This is a genomic window from Stieleria sedimenti, assembly GCF_025060895.1.
In the GTDB taxonomy this organism is placed as follows: domain Bacteria; phylum Planctomycetota; class Planctomycetia; order Pirellulales; family Pirellulaceae; genus Stieleria; species Stieleria sedimenti.
In genome coordinates, this window is sequence record NZ_JANZKV010000049.1 from 45002 (window position 1) to 62401 (window position 17400).

The following is a 17400-nucleotide window of genomic DNA, read 5'->3' on the forward strand; positions in this document are numbered from 1 at the left end:
AAAGAGTGATGCTTGGATTGTACTGTGTTGCGGGGGAGAACGTCGGCGCGGCCGGGGAGTTTGCATCGTGGTCGATCCCCGGTGGCGCGTTGAAGACGTCTTCCTGGACGGGATGATTAACGTCCGCCGCCGGGACGACCGCCGCCACCACCGGGTGCACCGCCGCGTCCGCCGCCCCCGAAGGGTGAGCCTCCGCTGCTGCGGCCGCCGAATCCGCCGGGGCGTCCGCCGCCGAAGGGGCTGCCGCCACCACCGCCACCGAACCGCGATCGAAACGCTTCGATCCGTTGCCGCATCGCCTCAGCCGCTTCGGTGCTGCTGGAGCTATCGCCTCCGGTCCGCGCCCCCGGGGTACTGGAGGAAGAAGAGGACCCGCTGTCTTTGGTTTCGACTTTGGCGCTCAGGATGGCTTCCAACGCTTGCACGATGGTGTTTCCGTTAAGTGTACCGGGCAGCGTGTAAACGACGGTCTCGTCTTCATTGACGCGGCCGCCTTGATCGAGCGCTTCGACCAGCATTTGAATCTCTTCAAAATCCTTGGTCGTGGCCGTGACCACCAGCGAGTTGCTTTGCGTGTCGACGGCAACGGTGATCTTGGAGCGTTCGCTTTTCGGCGTCTCGGCACCGCCGCCGCGGCCGCCTCGACCGCCGCGCAAGGCGTTGATGAAATCTTCCGGCGAGGGTTGCCCGCCACGACCTCCGCCTCCGCCGCCGCTATTGCGTCCCTGATCGGCACCGGCGACCCGATCGGCGTAGATCTCCTTGACCACCTTGGCGACTTCTGCCGCACTTTGATACAGCACGGGGATCATCCGCGGCGTCGCGGTCAGCTCGATGTTTTCGGGACTTTCCTCGATGTCGATTTTTTCAAGCACCATTTCGATGACTTGCAAGTCCAGCTCGTTGGCTTGGATGAACAGCGCGTTGAGTCGTAGATCGGGAACGATGTTGACCGAACCGGTGGAGGTCAGAATGGACTTGGCCGAAGAGGTCTCGCCACCGCCACCGCCGGCCAATCCCATCAATCCACCCAGCATGCCGCCGCCGAGTCCGCCGGTGATCGAGTCGGTCAGGCTGCCCGCCGAGTCGCCGCCACCGAGAATGCTGGCAATCATTTCGGCAGCGATATCGGCCTGGATGTACTTCAACCAGTAGATCGTCGGCAGGTCACTGGAGGTTCCCATCGGGCCGATCAGCTGTGACAGCAGTTCTTCCAATTCGTCCAACGCTTCGGTGTCATCCGAAGCGATCCGAATGCCGTTGGGCGTCAGTTCGATCATGATGTCCGGACTGGGCGATTTGGCGACTTCGGTGGTGACGGGTTCGGGTTGGACGTTGACGGGTTGGTTGTCCGCCGGGCTGGATGCCGCTGAGTTAGATGCCGCTGAGTTAGATGCCGCTGAGTTAGATGCCGCTGAGTTAGATGCCGCTGGGGCTTGGGTGAGGTAGTAGAACCGTTGCGAATCGAAGCGGGAGGCGTCGAGATTGCTGGCAGGGTTCGACGTCGATTGCGGCGGCGAGGTCGAGCTGGAAGGAGCCCGCTGGATCTTGCGATCGCGGATGCCGTTGGATTCACCGGCCCCGGACGGAGACACAACACGGATCGGATTATCGCGTCCGGTCATTCGCCAGTACAGTTGCAGCTGTCGCAACGCGTCTTCGGCTTGGCGTCCGTTGAGCGGTAACAGTCGGACTTTCCCGCTGAGCAACCCTTCGCTGGTGGTGCCGTCGAGTTGGTCGAGCAGCCGTCGGATCTGTTCGATTTCGTCTTGCGAGCCGCGAACCCACAATTTCCCGGTCGCCGGATCGCCGTCAACGATCGGACCGCTGGTGTTTTCTTCGGTCACGCCGAAGTACTTGTTGATGGTCAGCAAGGCTTGGGCGGGGTCGATGCGTTTGAGCTGAAAGACTTCGAAGTCTTCACCGCTGCCTTCCATCTTGGCAATCACTTCGGTGATCTGCTTGTGGGTGTTGGGGGTTGCGAAGGCGATGATGGCGTTGGTGGCGGGATCGATGGCGACACGCGTGCCGGGTTCGTCTTGCAATAGCGTTTGCAGGACTTCGAACACGGTGGCGGGATCAGCGACACGAACGAAATGGGTTTGGAACAGGGGACGAGCCACTTCCGCCTCGGTCGCGTCACCGGAACCTTCCAGCGGTTGGTCGGCTTTGGCGATCAGGTTCTCCAGAATGCTGACCTTGGATCGCAACCCGGTGGCATAAATACGATCGCCATAGAGCCCGACGGAGATGCGAATGTCGTCGTTGGAGTTTTCGTCGGCTTCCAGGCCGAGCAAGGGGCGAGCGGTTTGCAGCAATTCCTCGGCGCTGCGGTGTTGCAGTTTGATCTCGTGCACTTCCTGGTCGGATTGTTTGATGACCTCGCGGATCGCGACCAGCTTCTCCGCCCGTTCGGTCACTTTGGCTTGGCGAGCGCTGTCGAGCACGATCACCCGCCCCCACGGACCGACCATCTGTGGCAATTGTGTTTTGGCTTCGTCGGGCGTCATGCTGCCGAGCGGAAAGATCGCGGTCACGATATCGCTTTTGCCGCGTGATTCCAGTTCGTCCAGCGGCACTAAATCGGCCAACTCGCTAATCAGTTTGTCGGCGTTTTCGACTTCCAGGTCGATCAAGAACAACATTCGACCGCGGCGGACCAAGGCGTAACCGCGATCGAGCAGCAATCGATTCAACAGATCCAAGGACTCGGCGACCGTGTACATCCGCGAGCGATCGATGAAGGAGATCGAGCCTTCGGGGTAGCGGTCGATCTGGAGCGACAAATCGCCTTCGGTCGCCATCCAATTCAGCACGTCGTTCCAGCTGGCACCGGTGAAATTGAAACGCAGCAAGGGTTGTTGGGGACGATCGAGTTCGTCCAACAAAATCCGTGCGGCTTCTTCCGGTGTCACGTCCTCGCCGCGGAGTGCCGGTGAAGATTGAGTCGTCGGGGGCTGGTCCGACGGCGAGGCGGGGACTTGGTCTTCGCTGTCCTCGGTGGCGTCGATCTCCTCAGTGGGGGCGCCGGCCGTTTCGGCTGCCGGGTCTCCCTCGGGCGTCTGTTCTTGTGCCGAAAGCGTCGAGATCGGCAGCATGGATGCCAACACGGCGGCGAAAAGGATCTGAAGAGACGACTTCGCCAGCCCGGACGACTGCCGCAGCGGCAGGCGGATGCTGGCGCCAAGCGGTGCGTTGCTATCGGTGCACGAGCTTTCGGTGCACGATGGGAGTTGGAAATGCATTATTGCAGCGGTTTTGTCAAAAGAAGTGGATGAGATTTCGACTCAATGGGCCTGCGGACCGGCTCATTCTAATTGCCCCCCATCAAATCGACTGGCACCAATCGCGCCAGTTTTTGGAAGCGGAGATCACTTCGCCGGCCCACTGATCTAACCTTCCGCGCGGGCCAGGGTTTCTCGACCGATCGCGGATTTCGGTTGATTCGTGCGGTTTTCATGCCAGTTGATCCCCGCGGAGGCCTGGTTTTCGCACTCTATGCCCCTCTGGGCGGGGCATGACGATGTCCGGAATTGACTTCGCGACGGACCCCGTGTTGCCGAACCGGTCGTAGGATCAGTCGCCGGTGGGCTTCTAAAAAATCTGAGCGAGGGGTGTTTTCGGTTCTACGAACGACACTTTCGGGTTGGTACGATACGCACTGACGCCGGCCGGCGATCAAACGCGATTCCGCCAGGGCACCAGGCCACCAGGCCACCAGGCCACCAGGGCACCAGGGCACCAGGGCACCAGGGCACCGACGCCGGCTTGCCGCAGGATTAACCACGAGCAGATCTACCGCTGTTCGCATCGAAGGGAACATGAAAGGAATGCTGCAAAAGCAACGAAAACTGATTCTAAACGACCAGCAACGCGATGCGATGCGCCGCGCCGGACGCGTCAATGCGAGCCTGATGGACTACATCCGACCGCACATCAAGGCCGGCATCACCACGGGCAGAATCGACGAGATGATCGCACAGTGGACGCTCGACAACGGGCATACCGCGGCAACGCTGGGGTATCAGAATTTCCCGAAAAGCTGCTGCACGAGCATCAATGAAGTGATCTGCCATGGCATCCCCGGCGACGAGGAGCTGACAGACGGCGACATCGTCAACATCGACGTGACCACCATCGTCGACGGCTGGCACGGGGACCAAAGCGAAACGTTTTTGATCGGAGAGGTCTCCGAGGAGCGCAAAGCGGTCACTCAATGCGCCTTTGACTGCATGCACCTGGCGATCGACGCGCTGACTCCCGGATGCACGGTTTCGAAAATCGGCGAGACGATCGTGCCCGAGGCGCATCGGCGTGGTTTTTCGGTCGTCCGCGAATACGTCGGGCACGGACTGGGGAAACAATTTCACCTGGATCCCTCGATCCCCCACTTCCCGAATCGGCAAAGCCGTATCGATCGACTGTTCCCCGGCATGTGTTTCACCGTCGAACCGATGATCAATGCCGGAACCCGCTACGCCCGCTGCGACAAGGTGGATGGATGGACGGTGCGGACCAAAGACGGGCGCCCGTCGGCCCAATTCGAACACACGGTGATGATGACCGAGGACGGCCCCGAGATTCTGACCCAGTGCAATGACGGCCCCCGCAAAGGCCATCAATTTTAACGTCGACCGCTCGCCCCGCGACGACCTCTCCTGCTCCATCGGTTGATCCGACTCTCCAAGGCCCTCCACCATGAATCCGCTCCAAAGTCTCTCTGTCGGCCGTCTCTCTGTCGGCCGTCTCTCTGTCGGCCGTCGCGCCCTGTACCTGTTCCTGTGCGGCGTCGCGCTGATTTCGTTCGCCGCGGTCCGACCGGCCCACGCGCAGGACAAACCGCTCAAGGTCTTGCTGGTCGCCGGCGGGTGCTGCCATGACTATGCAACCCAAACCCAATTGCTGAAGCAAGGCATCGAGAAGCGGATCAATGCCGTGGTGACGATCGAATTTAATCCCAGCAAGACGACCGGCACCCGTTTTGAAGTCTACGAGTCGGAGGACTGGGCCGAAGACTACGACGTGATCCTGCACGACGAGTGCTCCGCGTCGGTCACCGAACGCCCCTACGTCGATCGTATTCTGGCTGCCCACCGGGCCGGCGTTCCGGCGGTCAACCTGCACTGCGCGATGCACAGTTACCGCTGGGGCGATTTCCGAAACCCGGTCGAAATCGGGGCCGAGAACGCCGGTTGGTACGAAATGATCGGCGTCCAATCGACCGGCCATGGTCCTCAATCCCCGATCGACGTCCACTACACTCAAGCGGATCATCCGGTAACCAAGGGGCTGAACAACTGGACGACGATCAACGAAGAGCTTTACAACAACGTCCGAGTGTTTGGGAACACCCAAGTGCTGGCGACCGGGGATCAAGTTCAATCGCCGCGAAAGAGGGATCTGAACCAGAACCCCAACGCCAAACCCAAAACGGCTCAGGCGGTCGTGGTTTGGACCAATCTGTACGGGCCCAAGCAAACCAAGATCTTTAGCACCACGCTCGGCCACAACAACGAAACCGTCGGCGACGATCGCTACCTGGACCTGGTCTCCCGCGGGATACTCTGGGCCACCGACAATCTGAAAGCGGACGCCAAGTAACGGGACAACACTGCTGTCGTAACGCTCGACAGCGCGTGCAGGAGCCGCCGGCCGGCGACGGCGGCTACATTTGCCCGCCGGTGACCACCAGATGCAGCACGGCAAACAGCCGGTCATCATCGGTCCAACTGCGATGCAATGCCAACCCTGCACGAGCGGCCAGCTTCGAAAAGCCGTCGATCGTGTATTTGTGCGAATACTCGGTGTGAATCAATTCGCCTGCATCGAGCTGAAACGAGTTCTCCGCGATGCGGATCGTTTGTCGTTTCAACGAGCGAATGTAGATTTCGATTCGGGACGCTTCCCCGTTGTAGAACGCGACGTGTTCGAACGCTTCCACGTCGATCTCGGCGTCCAGTTCGTCGCCAATCCGATGCAACAGGTTTAGATTAAATGCCGCCGTCACGCCGGCATCGTCGTTGTACGCGCGCTCCAAGGTCTCGACATCTTTGACCAGGTCGATCCCGATCAGCAGCCCGCCGCCATCGCCGCATCGCTCGGTGATCGATCGCAACAGTCGCTCCGCCTCGGCCGGTTCAAAATTTCCGATCGTCGATCCGGGAAAGTAAACGGCACAGTGCGTGGCGGGTTTGCGAGGGGTTGGAAGTGAAAACGGGCGGGTGAAATCGGCGGTCACCGGAATCACCTCCAGCTGCGGATAATCCGCCCGTAAACGTTCTGCCACACGTTGTAGATGCCGATGCGAAATATCGACCGGGACATAAGCGACCGGGTCGATCAGATGATCCAGCAAGATTCGGGTTTTGATGCTGCTGCCGCTACCATACTCAACCAACATCGCTCCCGAATCGATCTGGGCGCCCATCTCCGACGCGTACCGATCCATGATGGCTTGCTCGGTCCGAGTCAGGTAGTACTCGTCGAGTTCACAAATTTCGTCAAACAGGGCCGACCCGCGTTTGTCGTAAAAATACTTGCACGGCAACCGTTTGGGGCTCTTGCCGAGTCCCGTGATCACGTCGTGCTGAAACGTGATCGATCGAGAAGACGCTTTTGGCGGTGCGGTTTTTAACACGGTGCGTACCCTGAACCATGGTCGAGTCAACTAGCGGGGGACTCTGGTACTTTAGGAGCGTGCCAACCGGATGCCGGTAAATTGCCAGCGCGACTCTGGGGCGAAGAAATTGCGATAGCTCGGTCGCGCATGTCCAGACGGAGTCGCGCATGATCCGCCCTTGAGGACGAAGACGTTGCACATGAATTTCCCGTTGTATTCGCCCAACGCACCCGCCGGCGCCCGGTAGCCGGGGTATGCCGAGTAGTGGCTGCTGGTCCATTCCCAAACGTTGCCCATAACGTCGGCCAATGGAGGCCGGCCGGAGTCGTCACGGTCGATGCCACTGTATTGAGATTGCGGATTGCGGTAACCGTCCGTGCCAGACAACTTGGGGTGGATACAGCGACCGCTGCGGAGCAGTTCGTCGCTCCAATTGCCGCGTTGCAATGCCGAGAACGGGTCGTCCAGCTGGCAGCAGACGGCGTGTTCCCATTCGGCTTCGGTTGCCAATCGGCATCCGGCCCAGCGGGCAAATGCGTCGGCTTCGAAATAACTGACATGGCAGACGGGCTGATCGAGCCGAATCGGCTTGCGTCCGGACAACGTGAAGTGCGACCAACGCGAGCCCGTTTTGGTCCAATACAACGGCGATCGCCAGCCGTGCTCGTTGACCGCCGACCATCCCAGCGACAACCACAGTTCGGGCCGATCGTATCCCCCATCTTCCATGAACTCCAGGTACTCGCGATTGGTCACGCAGCGATCAGCGATTTGAAAGGGTTCTAGAAAGACACGGTGTCGGGGGAGTTCGTTATCGAAACAAAAGGAGTCGCCGTCGTGTCCGATCCGAACCACCCCCGGATCAAACTCGACCCATGACTGACCGACCGCTGCGTCGAGATCTTCACACGCTCCATCGCGATACACCGGTGCAAGCGGATTGCATGAAAGTGCGTGTTTCAGATCGGTCAGCATCAATTCCTGATGCTGTTGTTCGTGATGGATTCCGATTTCCAACACGTGCCGCTCATCGTCGGTCAGATCGTGGCCGTCGACGAGCGACCGCATCGCTTGATCGACGTGGCTGCGATAGTCGAGCGTCTCCGCCAAATTGGGACGAGACATCAAGCCGCGTTTGCCCCGCGGGTATTGTTCGCCGACGCTGTTGTAATAGGAATTGAACAAATACTCGAAACGTTCATCAAACGGCCGGTAATCTCCGCTCGGTTTCAGCAAAAACGTTTCAAAGAACCACGTCGTGTGCGCCAGGTGCCAACGGATCGGGCTGGCATCGTCCATCGACTGAATCACGCAGTCTTCGGGGGACAGAGGTTCGACGATCAGTTCTGAAAACGCACGGACCTGAAAGAAATGATCGATCAAGCTATCCGCAGCGTGCGCGTTTTGGACCGCCACCGTCCCGCTATTGGTGCCCATGCCAAGGTTCCCCCGTAATAAAATCGAAATGTCCCGTGCACTCTGTCGACAATGCTCTCTAAGCAACCGATTTTAAGAGACAACCGGGGCGAGAAGGGTTGCCGGCGGCAAAATTGTTGAAATCAATGAGGGGTTGGACACGCGCCACTGGCTAACGCGGCGTGCTGGCTGGCGCGACGTGCTGGTGATTTCAGCGGGACGCGTGAGCGAGCGGCGCGTGGCTACGCTGTGAAGCATTTATTCCCTGCGTTTTACGAGGTGTTAGCGGCAGGGCGCAAGCCCTCCGGTTCCTCAACGTTCCCGAAACACCGGAGGGCTCGCGCCCTACCGCTAAAAAATACTTCACAGCGTCAGGCGCGTGGGTTGGTCAACAGGCGGCGCTGGCGATTGTCACGTGCCGCAGTGCCGCTCTGGCCGCCTGCAATCCTGACTGAATCAACGCTCCGGGTTCGGTGAAATCATACCACGGTCGGTATCCGACATCGGGGCGAATCAGAATGTCGGCATGGGGCAACGAGTGGCGACGACACAGCCGCTCGCCGATTTCTTCCATCCGCATCACCACGTCGATCGCGGTACCGAACGTGTCGATCCGTTGCACCGAACTGCCGACATCGACTCCGATCGTTAAATCCGAAGCATAAGATTTTGCGATCGACAACGGGATCGCATCCAACACGCCGATGTCCGACAACAACATGTCGTCCCATGGGATCGGAGGGAAAAAGCCGGGAATGGCCGTGGAGGCCAAGATCGCTTTTCGCAGGGAACCACGTTCCAAGACCACACGGTGACCACTTTTCAGGTCCGCCGCGACGATGCTCAACGGAATCGACGTTTCTGACAAATCGATGTCGGGAATCAAGGCGTCGATCGCTTCGTGCAAGATCTCATCGGAGAGGATCGACGGCCCACGCACCATCTTCGTCAAGCGGTGGCCGTGCCGCATGATGCGTTCCAAACGACGGTACCACAGCCCGAACCAATCGGCTGGTCCGAGTTGTTGGGTCTGCTTGCGATTGCCGGCAGAGACCTTCGAAGCGGCCGCCATCAGCTGCCGGCATTTTTCTGAAAAGACCGGCGAATGCAGGAGTCCGATCGCTTTGGCCTGCACCTGTTTGACGTCGGAATCGACGGCGCACAAGCCGCCCATCAAACTACCGATGCTGACCCCAACGATGCGCTCGGTTCGAACTCCCGATTCACCGATCGCCTCCATGACACCTAAATGTGAGAGCCCCCGCGCGCCGCCACCGCCCAACGCGATCACCGCGCGGCGGTTGGTTTCGCAGTTGACGTGTCCACCCATCGACAAGACTTGATTGCTGTCCGTGGCTTCGATCATCTTCATTGATGGTTCCTTTTACTTAGCAACGAGCGGAAAACGGTTGCCGCAACGACGTTCGCCGCGGCGTGGACGGGACGCCGTCCGGCACCGGAAACGCAATTGCCATGCATCACTTGTACCCCTGTAGAATCGCCCCCGATTCGACGCCGAGCAACTCATTCCATCCTTCCTCGGCGATCGTCGCCCCCAGCGTCGTGACCTGGCGGAAATCGCCGTCGCTCGGATGCCCTCCCGTGATACGACGTTTCAGTTCGCGACAAACCGTGTCGGCTGCCGCGCGGGTAACCGGGTCGTTTTGACCGGCGGCGTACAGGGCCGTGACCAACAGCGTGACCGCGTTTTGGATCCGCAGCGAAAGCGTCGACATCCGACATTGACGGTCCGCCAATTTCAATTGGTGCTGACGCATCGTGCCGCTAATCTCCATTCCGCTTGCGGACAGATAGCGCTGAGCGAAGCGGACATGCCGGTCGAGTTCCTGCGAAGTTGTTTCGCCGGGAAGTTTCCTCCACTGCGAGCGGTGCAGCGTGCGGCCGAGATACCATTTCGCGTAGCCCAGCATCGGACGACGCAGCGCCCACAGATGCGTCGGGTTGACCAGACTGGGCGTTTTGATGCCCCGTTCATGGAGCGTTCGTCCGATCGGTTCAAAGTGCTGCTTGCCATGTTGCTTGACCAGCGACTTGAAGAACGCCATCCCCAGCATCTCTCCTTCGCCTTCGTAGATACACGGGGCTAGGAAATCATGGACGTTGTCACCGAACAGGTGTCCGGCTAAGAACGATCGGCCTCCATGCGTCTTCATGAATAATTCGATCGCCGCCTCCTTTTGTGCTTCGCTGCCAAAGATCTTGGCGATGATGCACTCCATTTCGCCACGGTATCCCTGGTCCAGCAGGTTGGCACACCAGTGCGTCAGCGCATCGCACGCAACGATCAGACCGGCGAGTTGTCCGACGCGGCGGCGAACCAATTCACGCTTTTCGATCGCTTGCCCATACGTTTCACGATAGCGGGCCCACGGCAACATCTCGGCCAACATCCACCGCATCGCGCCGGCGGCATTGGCACACAACGAGACCCGTCCCAGATTTAGACCGTGGTACGCGATCGTCAAACCATCGCCGTGTCGCGGGACCAACCGGTTGGCCGCCGGGACACGGAAATTTTTGAAGATCAGCCCGTTGTTTTGGGCACGTCGCAGCGCGTAGATCCCATAGCGATTGATTCGAAACGATTCGGTCTCCTGCTGCGGCAGTTCAACGATCAAGACACTCGGAACGCCATCGATTTTGCAAACCAAACCGATCGTTCGGCCAAAGGTCGCGTTGGTGATGAACAGTTTCTCTCCGTTGACCACATAGTCACCTCCATCACGAACGGCGGTCGTCCGCAATGCCGTCAAATCGCTTCCGGCCCCCGGTTCGGTCAGCGCGAACGCCGACAGCCGGGTTCCGTCGGCCAGTCCCGGCAAGAAACGACGCTTTTGGTCTTCACTGCCGAACGCACGCAGCGGGTCGACCGCGCCGATGCATCCATGAACCGACGCCAATCCGGCCACGGTCGGATCGATCGTGGCCATCTGCGTGATCATTCTGGCGAAATCACGCATGGTCGCGCCTGAACCGCCGTACTCTTGTCCCACCAACAAGCCCCAGTAACCGGCGTCGCCCAGGTCCCGCAGCACTTCGTCACTGATCTTGCCGTTACCATCGACCAGCGAACCGAGTTTGCGATGTGTCCGCACGATGCTCAGCGAGCGGTCGACGACGTGTGCCACGTCACCGCTGGGCAAGGCGAGATTTGGCGCGAACAATTCCGTCGGCACGTGACGATCCCAGACAGCGCGGTGGATCGGGCTGTGGATCGTCTTGTGCTGCTCGGCGAACAGGTCTTCGACCTGATCGTCGGCGGTATCGATCACGCCGGTGCGCTGCGCCTCGTCGACCGATGCGCCGCCCAGTCGAAGTGCGATCTCGGCGAACGACTCGGTCGGCTTTTCGGACGCCGTTTCTAGTTCCGCGCCATCGGTGTGCCGCTCGTCGTTCGTCCTTGAACGCTTGACGGGGTCATTGCCCGGAGTCACCACCGGATTGGTTGCATGGGTCGTGGTTGGATCGATTTCTAAACTCATTGTCTCGCTCCCAGTAAAAGCTTTTCCGGTGGAGTAAATCGTTCGCCGTGTTGCAAACGCAGCAGTTCCATGTTTGCCAACACGGTCTGCGTCCCGATTTGCTCGACCACGCTCAGCGGGCCGCCTCGGTGGGGCGCAAACCCGGTTCCCAGAACCATGGCCAAGTCGATCGCCCAAGAGTGCTCAACGACTCGTTCGTCATCGCATCGGATCGCTTCGGCCAACATCGGGTACACGAGCCGCCGCTGAATGTCGGACAGCCCGTCGGGGGTGAAACGTTCCGGCGGCGCCGGTTCCACCATGAAATCCACGACTTCGGACGTCTGTCGCGGTTGTGGTTTCTTGCCACGGTAGTCATAGAATCCACGCTTTGACTTCGCCCCGATTTGATTCCGCTCGGCCAGTGGCGACAACACTTCGATCACGTCGTCGACGTCACTCATCACCACGCCGAGCGATCGGGCGACATGCAGTGCGACGTCCAAACCGACTTGATCGAGCAATTGAAGCGGTCCCATCGGCATGCCGAACTGACGGAGTTCACGATCGATCGTTCCGATGGCCAACCCCTCGCGGACCATCAAGATCGCTTCGCCCAAATAGGGGAAGAGGATTCGATTGACCAGGAACCCCGGCGAATCCGACGTGACGATGGGGGTCTTGCCCAACGCCCGCACGAGCGAAACCAGTTGGGCGATCGTCGCATCGCTGGTCTGTTCGCCACGCACCACTTCGACCAATTCCATGCGATGGACCGGATTGAAGAAATGCAAGCCGGCGAAATGATCGGGTCGCTGGAGCGACTGGGCCATTTCCGTGACCGACAGCGACGACGTGTTGGTGGCGAGGATTGCGGATTTGCCGAGTTCCTTTTCCGCGTCAGCCAGCACACGCTGTTTGACGTCCATCCGTTCGACGACCGCTTCGATCACGCAGTCGGCGTTCGCAAACAGGCGGAATTCGGTTCCGAGGGTGATACGGTCACGCAGCTCAGTTTCACGGAATTCGTTCCACTGTTTGTGCCGACTGTACTTCGAAATCAGTCGATCGACGCGCGCCGAACCCTGACGCGCCGCCTCGTCATCGACCTCCTTGATGTGGACACCGTAGCCGCGAATGGCGGCGGCCTGAGCGATCCCCGCTCCCATCGCACCGGCACCGATCACACCCAAACGTCGGATCGGGTCCCCGTGAATCAGACGCAGCGAATGGGGCGCCCATGTTTGCATGTCTCGGGCGCGTTCTCTGGAGAAGAACAGCCGCAACAATTGGCGACAGGTGGGGGTGTTGATCAACTGACAGAATTCGCGGCGTTCGGTTTCAAAGCCATCGACATTCCGGTGGTAGCCGTCGACGATTGCGTGAATCGCCGCCCCCAGTGCCGGGTAATGTCTCGACTTACCGGCCAGGCGGTTCTCCGTCACCGAAACCATCATGTTTCGCACCAGCGGAAGTCGCTCGAACAAACGGCCAATCCACTCGGTATTCAATCGCTTTGGACGTAATGATCCGCCACGCACCAGCGTGTCGATCACCCGTACCACACCGTCGCGCCACTGATCCGGCGGGATCGCCCGGTCCACCAAACCGATCTTCATCGCCTCGCGCGCCGACAGGTGTTTGCCCGACAGGATCATCGACAGGGCGTGTTTGAGTCCGACGCGTCGGGGCAATCGCTGGGTGCCACCCCAACCGGGGATCAGTCCGAGTTTGATTTCCGGCAGACCGATTTTGGTGCTACTGTTGTCCCGTGCGATTCGATAGTCACAGGCCAGTGCGAGTTCTAGACCGCCGCCCAAGCAGGGGCCGTGCAACACGGCGAGCGTCGTCATCGGCAGTTTTTCGATCCGCTCAAAGAGCTGTTGCCCCTGTTGCATCAAGCGATCGGCCTGTTCGGCGGACTGGATCGATTCAATCGCCTCCACGTCGGCACCCGCCAGAAAGCCGCTCTCTTTGGTGCTTTTGAAAACCACCAGCTTCACGTCACTGCGGGTTTCCAATTCGTTGACGATTTGTTCCAGTTCCCCCATCACGTTTTCGTCCAACACGTTCATCGGTCGGCCGGGAACGTCGAGCGCAACTCGGTAAATGCCGGAATCGTCCAGGGAGAGTTTGAAGTTGTTGAGATTTTGATGAGTCATCGTTCAGTCCTCGAGTTGGGTTCGGACGATCATTGCCACACCCTGGCCCCCGCCGACGCACAACGTCGCCAGGCCGACTTGTTGGCCGCGTTTCCGCAGCGCCCGCAGCAGTGTCAAGACGAGCCGCGTTCCGGTCATTCCGACGGGGTGTCCCAAGGCGATCGAGCCGCCGTGGATGTTCATCACGTCGCGCGACAACTCGCCGAGCGGTTGGCCGCGTCCCAATTCCTGGGAGGCGAATGATTTCGAAGCCGCCGCGATCTCGCAGGCGATCACCTGTGCCGCAAAGGCTTCGTTGAGTTCAATTAAATCGAAATCGGCCAACGACATGCCGCTCTTGGCCAGCAGCTTGGCCGTTGCATAAACCGGTCCCAAGCCCATGCGATGGGGATCGCAACCGGCGATCGCGTAATCGGTGATGTAGCCCAGCGGTTGTTCGAATCGCTCCGCCGTCGAAAGGTCGCTCAACACCAGCGCCGCGGCACCATCGGTCAACGGACAGCTGTTGCCCGCGGTCACACTTCCCCCGGCGTCGAACAGGGGTTTCAAGCGGGCGAGTTGTTCGAGGGACTGTCCGTCTCGCGGGCCATTGTCTTTGGCGACGACGCCGCGTTTGGTTTCGATCTCGGCGATTTCGCCCGACAAGAAACATTCTTCCCGCGCCGCCGAAGCGCGTTGGTGACTCAACAACGCAAATGCGTCTTGCTCCTCACGCGTGATCCCAAACTCCCTGGCCAGCACCTCGGCCGTTTCGCCCATGTTCAATCCCGACACCGGGTCGGTCAGCCCGAGCTGAATTCCGACGACGGGTTTGAAATGGCGCGGCCGAAATGCGGCAAGTGTTTGCAGCTTTTGCCAGATCGTTTTGCTACGCGCCAACCGCATCCAGTGCTTGGCCGCATCGCGTCGAAACAGCATCGGGACCTGGGACATCGATTCGGTTCCGCCGCTGACGACGATCGACGCACGGCCGCGTGCGATGGAATCCCAAGCGGCGAAGATTGATTCCATCCCTGAGGCGCAGTTTCGATTGACGGTGTGCGCAATGCGTTCCTTGGGCAGACCGGCCGAGAGCGCGATCACGCGGGCGATGTTTGCCGCATCCGGCGGTCCGGCCACGTTGCCCATCACCAGCTCGTCGACCTGATCGATGTCCAACGCGTCGGTCGTTGCAGCCGCGCGGGTGACCGCAGCGGTGACCGCATGAGTACCGAGCTGAACGGCGCTGACGTCCGCCAGATCGGTAAAGGCCTTGGACAGCGGCGTGCGTGCACCGGCGATCACGGCGATCGGTTGTGAATTCGATGTTGATGGATTCATCACATGCTCCTAGTTGTCCATGGCCTGTGTCTCTCGCAGCTCACGGCGGATCACCTTGCCCAAAAAGTTTCGCGGTAAATCGTCGGGGCAATGGGTGTACGCCCGCGGCCGTTTGTGTGCCGAAAGATGATCGCGACAGTGCGCTTCCAAGGCTTCGACATCGGGCGGCGATCCATCGGCGGTGACGATGTAAGCGTGGACCGCCTCGCCGCGAATCTCATCCGGCATGGCCACGACGGCGGCATCCTTGACGTTGGCCGCTTGGCACAACACCGACTCAACTTCGCTCGGGTACACGTTGAAACCAGACGTGATGATCAGGTCCTTTTTCCGACCCACGATGCTGTACCAGCCGTCGTCATGCCGGATCGCCAAATCTCCCGTGTGCAGCCAGCCGTCGCGAATCGACATGCGAGTCGCTTCGTGGTCGCCCCAATAACCGAGCATGACCTGTGGACCACGAACGCACAGCTCGCCGACTTCTCCGTCGGGAACCGCGTTTGCCGGTTCACCGGGTTCGGCGTTGGCATCCACGATCCGGCATTCCGTCATCGGCAACGGCAATCCGATGCGGCCATAGATCGGTTCTTGGAACAAATGGCCGACATGGGTCACCGGGGACGCTTCGCTGAGCCCGAATCCTTCGACGACTTGAGGTCCTTCGAATGGGGGTTCTTCATGTCCATAGCGGCAATGTTCCGTAAATTCACGGGCCACCGATTCATCCAACGACGCGCCGCCGGAGATGATCCAGCGCAGTGAATCCAGTTTGTCGCTGGGGTATTCGCGCAACCGCGAGTTCATCGCCACCAGCATCGCCGGGACCGCATGAAAAACACTCGGCCGATGCGTCTCGATCAACTGGATCGTCTTGTTCGTGTTGAAACGATGATGCAACACCAGCGTTGCCGCCATCGCCGCGCCACCCATCACCGTTGCCGACATGCCGTAGCTGTGGAAGAACGGCAGCACACCGAGCATCGTTTCCTCGCCGAACGAACGTTGCGTCCAGACGTATTGTTGCCAGGCGTTGGCGACCATGTTCTGGTGACTCAACGTCACCGCCTTCGGTGATCCGGTCGTTCCGCCGGTCGGCAGAATGTAGGCGGGATCCGAAGCCGGATCGATCGTGATCGGCTGCCAGGCTCGTTCGATCGTCGAGATCTCTTCCCAAAACCAGCCGACACGATTGCTGGAGCTTTGTGGCCGCGCCTGCAACCACTGGTAACCCCGCTTGATCAGGTACCCGAGTTGCTCATGCGCCGGCAACTGTTTACGAATGGAAACCAGCAACGTCGTTCGAAGCGGACAGTCACGCCCCGATGCTTCGCTCGAGAAGTCCGGGAGGAGGTTGGACAACAAATCCAAACAGATGACGTGTCGACACTTGGTTTTTCGCAACAACGCATCGACTTCATCGGGGACCATCAGCGGACTGATCGCCAGCACGATGCCGCCTGCACGCCAAATCGCGTTGGCGGCGATGATGTATTCGGGAACGTTGGGCAACAACAACCCGACGCGATCACCCGGGCGAACCCCCAATCGCTGCAGCATCGCTGCGGCGCGGACCGCGTCCGAATTGAGATCGCGGTACGTCCAGCGGGTGCTGCCATAAATCAACGCCAACCGGTCGGGCAGTTGCTCGGCGGCGTGTTGCAAGAGTCCGAAGGCAGGGCAATTGCGATAACTCGATAAACCACGCGCCGAATGACTCGCTGACGACCGACGCTCTTCGACGGCTCGAGCACGCAACGCACCCGGCACGTTCGCGTTTGGACGGATCAATCGGTCCTTTGCATCATCCGATGCCGAAGTCGGTTGATCGTTTCCGCTTGGTCCAACCATGACTGGTTCTCCCCTCGGAAAAGGCCACCATCCCTGGACGGGTGATCTCTGCGCGGTATCAACCTGATCGGTCGACACGACCGCGTCGCATTCGGCGGCCCCAATGGGTCGCCGAATCGGCCCGAGGAGAGTCCCGTTTCGCACGCCAACGGTTGGCGGGACCAGCCGATGTGGTCGGCGAAACGGAGCCCTGCGGAGAGTGAGATAAGTTCGCGTTGACGTGGCGCCGCTGTGTCTGTCAGTACTGTGTCTGTCGGTACAGCTTCACCGTCAAGCAGGACGGCAGCAACCGAGCCGAAATTGCCGCCCACTTCACGCAATCAATCATACGCCGAAGGGCTTTAAGGGCAAGCGAAAATCCTTAAAAATCAAATAAGGGGAAAATCGGCTGCTTTGTGAGGTTTTTCACAAGCTCGCAACGAGCGGTCAATGATGGGTTCCTGTTGTGTAGCTGCCGTCGCCAGATGGCGGAACGTTCACGCTCAGGCGAGGGTAGCGACGACGTGTCTTCTTCGTTCGATGCTTCAGGATGCCCGGCCGCTCGTATAACGAA

The 17400-nt window shown here is 59.8% G+C and carries 10 protein-coding genes; 2 read left to right on the top strand and 8 right to left on the bottom strand.

Annotated features, from left to right (window positions below):
• Positions 1-116: 116 nt before the first annotated feature.
• Positions 117-3245, bottom strand: coding sequence for a secretin N-terminal domain-containing protein (locus tag NZK35_RS08015; protein WP_259632011.1), 3129 nt, complete (start codon positions 3243-3245; stop codon positions 117-119).
• Between the two features lie 585 nt (positions 3246-3830).
• Between NZK35_RS08015 and map the strand changes: the two genes are divergently transcribed.
• Positions 3831-4628 carry a type I methionyl aminopeptidase gene (gene map, locus NZK35_RS08020; RefSeq protein WP_259632012.1) on the top strand — a complete coding sequence of 266 codons (798 nt, stop codon included), beginning with the start codon at positions 3831-3833 and terminating at the stop codon, positions 4626-4628.
• Positions 4629-4698: 70 nt separating this feature from the next.
• Positions 4699-5601 carry a ThuA domain-containing protein gene (locus NZK35_RS08025; protein ID WP_259632013.1) on the top strand — a complete coding sequence of 301 codons (903 nt, stop codon included), beginning with the start codon at positions 4699-4701 and terminating at the stop codon, positions 5599-5601.
• Positions 5602-5665: 64 nt separating this feature from the next.
• Here NZK35_RS08025 and egtD read toward each other — a convergent pair whose 3' ends face one another.
• The 7 genes from egtD to NZK35_RS08060 all read right to left on the bottom strand — a co-directional run bounded on the left by egtD (position 5666) and on the right by NZK35_RS08060 (position 16847).
• Entirely contained in the window at positions 5666-6637 is a 972-nt protein-coding gene (gene egtD, locus NZK35_RS08030; RefSeq protein ID WP_259632014.1) for an L-histidine N(alpha)-methyltransferase, read from the bottom strand.
• Positions 6638-6688: 51 nt separating this feature from the next.
• Positions 6689-8056 (bottom strand): ergothioneine biosynthesis protein EgtB, encoded by a 1368-nt coding sequence (egtB, locus tag NZK35_RS08035; protein WP_259632015.1) that lies wholly within the window; start codon positions 8054-8056, stop codon positions 6689-6691.
• Between the two features lie 367 nt (positions 8057-8423).
• Positions 8424-9407, bottom strand: coding sequence for a patatin-like phospholipase family protein (locus tag NZK35_RS08040; RefSeq protein WP_259632016.1), 984 nt, complete (start codon positions 9405-9407; stop codon positions 8424-8426).
• 106 nt (positions 9408-9513) lie between these two features.
• On the bottom strand, positions 9514-11538 hold the full coding sequence (locus NZK35_RS08045; protein ID WP_259632017.1) for an acyl-CoA dehydrogenase family protein: 2025 nt from the start codon (positions 11536-11538) through the stop codon (positions 9514-9516).
• Positions 11535-13679 (bottom strand): 3-hydroxyacyl-CoA dehydrogenase NAD-binding domain-containing protein, encoded by a 2145-nt coding sequence (locus NZK35_RS08050; RefSeq protein ID WP_259632018.1) that lies wholly within the window; start codon positions 13677-13679, stop codon positions 11535-11537. Before NZK35_RS08050 ends, NZK35_RS08045 begins: the two co-directional genes overlap by 4 nt.
• 3 nt (positions 13680-13682) lie before the next feature.
• The gene (locus tag NZK35_RS08055; protein ID WP_259632019.1) at positions 13683-14999 is read right to left on the bottom strand and encodes a thiolase family protein; all 1317 of its coding nucleotides are present in this window, start codon (positions 14997-14999) and stop codon (positions 13683-13685) included.
• Positions 15000-15008: 9 nt separating this feature from the next.
• Positions 15009-16847, bottom strand: a complete 1839-nt coding sequence (locus tag NZK35_RS08060) for an AMP-binding protein (protein WP_259632020.1) — start codon at positions 16845-16847, stop codon at positions 15009-15011.
• Positions 16848-17400 lie beyond the last annotated feature (553 nt).